Origin of the sequence: uncultured Mycobacterium sp. (assembly GCF_964249325.1) — a bacterium.
Lineage (GTDB): Bacteria > Actinomycetota > Actinomycetes > Mycobacteriales > Mycobacteriaceae > Mycobacterium.
In genome coordinates this window covers 1-4,055 of the sequence record NZ_CAXUCH010000231.1, presented here as the reverse complement: position 1 = coordinate 4,055, position 4,055 = coordinate 1, and the positions used below count along the sequence as shown (strand labels likewise).

Annotated in this window: 5 protein-coding genes; all 5 read left to right on the top strand. The window is 67.7% G+C overall.

The window, feature by feature from the left end; all coding sequences use genetic code 11:
- The first annotated feature begins 308 nt into the window (after positions 1–308).
- On the top strand, positions 309–1,010 hold the full coding sequence (locus ACFE99_RS20935) for a hypothetical protein (protein ID WP_375488323.1): 702 nt from the start codon (positions 309–311) through the stop codon (positions 1,008–1,010).
- A gap of 15 nt (positions 1,011–1,025) precedes the next feature.
- Positions 1,026–2,180 carry a C40 family peptidase gene (locus ACFE99_RS20930; protein WP_375488328.1) on the top strand — a complete coding sequence of 385 codons (1,155 nt, stop codon included), beginning with the start codon at positions 1,026–1,028 and terminating at the stop codon, positions 2,178–2,180.
- Positions 2,181–2,200: 20 nt separating this feature from the next.
- Complete coding sequence (locus tag ACFE99_RS20925) at positions 2,201–2,521, top strand: DUF6112 family protein (RefSeq protein ID WP_375488322.1); 321 nt, start codon at positions 2,201–2,203, stop codon at positions 2,519–2,521.
- 138 nt (positions 2,522–2,659) lie between these two features.
- On the top strand, positions 2,660–3,001 hold the full coding sequence (locus ACFE99_RS20920; RefSeq protein ID WP_375488321.1) for a DUF6112 family protein: 342 nt from the start codon (positions 2,660–2,662) through the stop codon (positions 2,999–3,001).
- 67 nt (positions 3,002–3,068) lie between these two features.
- Positions 3,069–4,055, top strand: a 987-nt coding sequence (locus ACFE99_RS20915; protein ID WP_375488320.1) for a conjugal transfer protein TrbL, incomplete at its 3' end; no start/stop codon positions are given.

Here is a 4,055-nt window from a genome sequence, read left to right as displayed (position 1 = left end):
CCGTGAAGCACTACGGAGTGCGGGCGTTGCTGGCGACGATGCAGGAGATGGACGGGTGGTGGCGGCACTACGACCCTGCCGAGATCGCCGCCGGCCTGTCTGATGAGCAGTGGGAGCAGTTGTGCGCCTGCCTGGACGGCAGCACCGCATTCATCCGCTCGATCGGCGATGTCCGCCAGCACGGCTCGCCAAGTGAGTCGTCAGCCGACCGGCCACCACGAGCCGCCTGCTTCTGAGCCGACCACGAACAACGGGGCGGGGCACGCACCTGAACGGCGACCCGTCCCTTCTCGTGCTGGGAGCAAGCCGTGCCTACTGTTCGTCTACCTCGACCGCCGCGTCGCATGATCGTGGTGCTCGCCGTTGTTGGTGTCGTCGTGCTGGCGACGATCGGTGTCGGCGTCTACGGGCTGGTCCGCGGTCCCGGCCACGACGCGATCTCGCAGTACGGTTCGACCAGCACGAGCAGGTCCAGCTCGGCGGGCTCGGGCAGTTTGGGTGAGACGAGCAGTACCCCGAGCGGCCCGGCTCCGGCGGTGTTGCCCAAGACCGACAACCCGGTGAGGTATGCGCGGGCGGTCGCCGCGGCGCTGTTCGACTGGTCCACGACCACCGGCTACGCACCCTCGGATTACACCTCGGCGGTGCTGGCGGACGCCGACCCTTCGGGGGAGGAAATCGTCGGGCTGATCTCCGATGTCGCCAGCTATGAGCCGACCACCGACCAGTGGACGCAGTTGGCGACGATGAAGGTCGTCCAACACCTGACGATCACGAGCGCGGCGGTCCCGTCGCTGTGGCCGCAGGCGTTGGCCGAGGCGCGCGGGCAGCTTCGGCCGGGGACTACGGCGATCACGATCACCGGGGTCCGGCACCGCACCGGCGTCTGGTACGGACAGCCGGCCTCCACGACCGATCCGGTGTCGTTCACGATTTTCCAGGCGTGCAGCCCGTCGTGGCCTGACTGTCACACCCTGCGCCTGTCGCAGCTCAACGATCCGCTCGGTTAGCGGGGCGGGCTGGTGATGGTCCGCAAGGTGCTGATCGGGGTCCTCGTCGCGCTGGTGTTCCTCGGTCCCGGCATCGCCGTGGTCACTCTCGCCGCGTTGCTCGATCCCGCGATTACCGACGCCACGACCTGCGCCACGAGTGGGGATACGGGCGGGTTGTCGGGGCCGTCGCTGGCAGTCAGCGGCACGGTCCCGCAGAGCTTGACCGCGACGACCGCAGATAGGGAGACCGTCAGCCTGGATCAAACGCAACTGGAGCGCGCCGCGACGATCATCGCGGTCGGCAACAGCGAGAACATCGACGAGAACGGGCAGCTCGTGGCGTTGATGGCGGCGCTCACCGAGTCCACCCTGCGGGTGCTCGCCAATCCCACCGCTGTCCCGCAGTCGGTCAACTACCCCAACGACGGCGACGGCAGCGACCACGACAGCCTCGGCCTGTTTCAGATGCGACCTTCGACCGGCTGGGGCAGCGTGGCGAACCTGATGGACCCGGTGTGGTCCATCCGTGCCTTCTACGGCGGGCCGGATGGCCCCAACCACGGCAGCCCGGCCGGCCTCTTGGACGTGCCGAATTGGCAGTCCCTCTCCCTCGGCGCCGCCGCCCAGGCCGTCGAGGTTTCGCAGTACCCGGACCGCTACGCCAACTACCAGCCGGTCGCGGAGAAGATCGCCAGCACCCTGACTGGCGTCACGCTGACCGGCGGTAGTCAGTGCCTCACCGGCCCGACCGGCACCGGGAATCTGCCGCCGGGTTTCGCCGGGGCGTTCATCGCCGCCGCGGAGAAAGAGATCGGCCTGCCCTATGTGTGGGGCGGCGGCACCTACACCGGCCCCTCCGGCATCGGCTCCGACGGCCGCGGCCCCGGCTTCGACTGCTCGGGCTTGGTGATGTACGCCGCCTATCAAGCCTCGGGTGGGAAGGTCCGACTGGAGCACTACACCGGCGATCAGATCCACGAAACCCAGCCCGTCTCCTGGTCCGACAAGCAACCGGGCGACATCATCTTCTACACCTATCCCGGCGAAACCGTCCCGCATCATGTCGTGATCTACCTCGGCGGCGACCGCCTCCTTGAGGCGCCGCAGACGGGCGAGAACGTCCGCTACGGCACTCTCTCGGAGTTCCCCGGTCAGACCGCCACCGTCCGGCAGATCACTGAACCGTAAGCGGCCTTCGAGTTGGCGGGGTGGCGCACCTGACGGGCGTGACCACGCTCATCTCTTCGCGCCCGCTGCTCGCCACGAGCGTCTACCCGAATCTCAACGGGGTCGGCGGCGCCGGGCAGCTCAAGACGGTCATCGGCGCGCTGATGACGATCGTGCTTATCGTCGCTGTGCTGGTGATGATCGTTTGCGCCGCGACGTGGGCGGTCGCCTCCGCGCACGGCAACTACCAGACCGCCACCAAAGCCCGTACCGGGCTCCTCGTGGCGGTCGGGGCCGCCGCGCTGGACGGGGCCGGGATCGCGTGGATCAACTTCCTGCTTGGTATAGGCCCGACCCTCTGACCCTTGTGTTGAGTCGGTCGTCGGGGCCGAGGCCGAGCCATGGTGTAGCGGGCGCACCTGCGGGGTGAACCCCGCCATTGAGCACCGGCTGGTTGTCGGTGGTGTGCGGGTCCGTGCAACTGCGAGGGAGCCCGCCCGATGTTCTCTGTTCTTTCTCCTGTCACGACCGGCCTGAGCGGTGTGCTCGGCCGGTCCGGTCTGGTGTTGGCCGACATCAACATCAACCCGAACTCCAACGGCCTGCCCGGCATCAGCGCCTTGCAGAAGATCGTCGGGGCGGTCATGACCGTCGGCCTGATCCTGTCCGTCCTCGCGCTGATCGTCGCCGCAGTGGTGTGTGCAGTCGGCTCGCACTCCGCCACCCCGCTTCTCGCCCCCCGCGGGATTTCCGGAGTGCTGATAGCGTGTGGCGCGGCGATCGTCACCGGCGGCGCGGTGGCGTTCATCAACTTCTTCTGGAACGTCGGCCAAGGCATCTGAGATGGGTGTCTGCTCGGTCCCCGTCATCTCCACCGTCTGCCACGTCGCCGGCAAGGCCGCCGGCACCGTGATCTCGGCGCCGTTCGATTGGCTAGCCGAGGGAGTCGGCAACGCCGCGGAGTGGATGTTCAAGGGCGTCTGGCAGCTCTTTGACTCCACCACGCTGGTCGATGTCACCGACCCCAACTACCTGAAGGTCTACGACGTGCTGTTCGGAGTCGCGATCTTTCTGATGCTGTTGTTCTTCTTCCTCGAGCTCGCCACCGGGCTCGTCCGTCGCGATCCCGGCGCGTTGCACCGGGCCGCGATCGGGCTGGCGAAGTCGGTGCTCGGCTCCTTCCTCGTCATCACCCTCACCGGCCTCGCTCTCACGATTGTCGACGAGCTGTGCGTCGGGATCATCCAGGCGACCGGCAACACCCTCGATGAGATGGGCGGCAAGATCGCCGCCCTCGCCGCCGGGATCGGCGCGATCAGCCTCTCCGCGCCCGGTGCGGGGGCGGTCATCATCATCTTCCTCGGCTGCCTGGCGATCACCGGTGCCGCGATCGTCTGGTTCTCCCTGCTGATCCGCAAGGCGCTCCTGCTCGTCGCGGTGGTGCTCGCCCCGGTCGCCCTGTCGGGGCAGTCGTGGGATCACGCCCGCGGCTGGTTCACGAAGTGGGCCAGCTTCGTTGTCGCGTTGATCGTCTCCAAGCTGGTGGTGGTCGTGATCTTCCTGGTCGCGATCAACCAGATGAACGCCCCGCTCAACCTCGATCTGTCCTCGATCAGCAACCCGGTCGCCGGGATCGTGCTCATGTTCGTGGCGGCGTTCGCGCCCTACATGGCCTACAAGTTCATCAGCTTTATCGGGTTCGACCTCTACCACGCCATGTCGGCGGAGTCCGAGGCCAAGGGGGCGATGAACCGGCCGATCCCCATCCCGTCCATGCCCGGACTCGCGAATGCCCGCAAGGTTCTCGGCGGTGACAGCGGTAGTGGCGGTGGGAGCGCTGGCGGTGGTGGTGGCGGCGATGCAGGATCGACCCCGCCGGGCGGCGGAGGCAGAGGC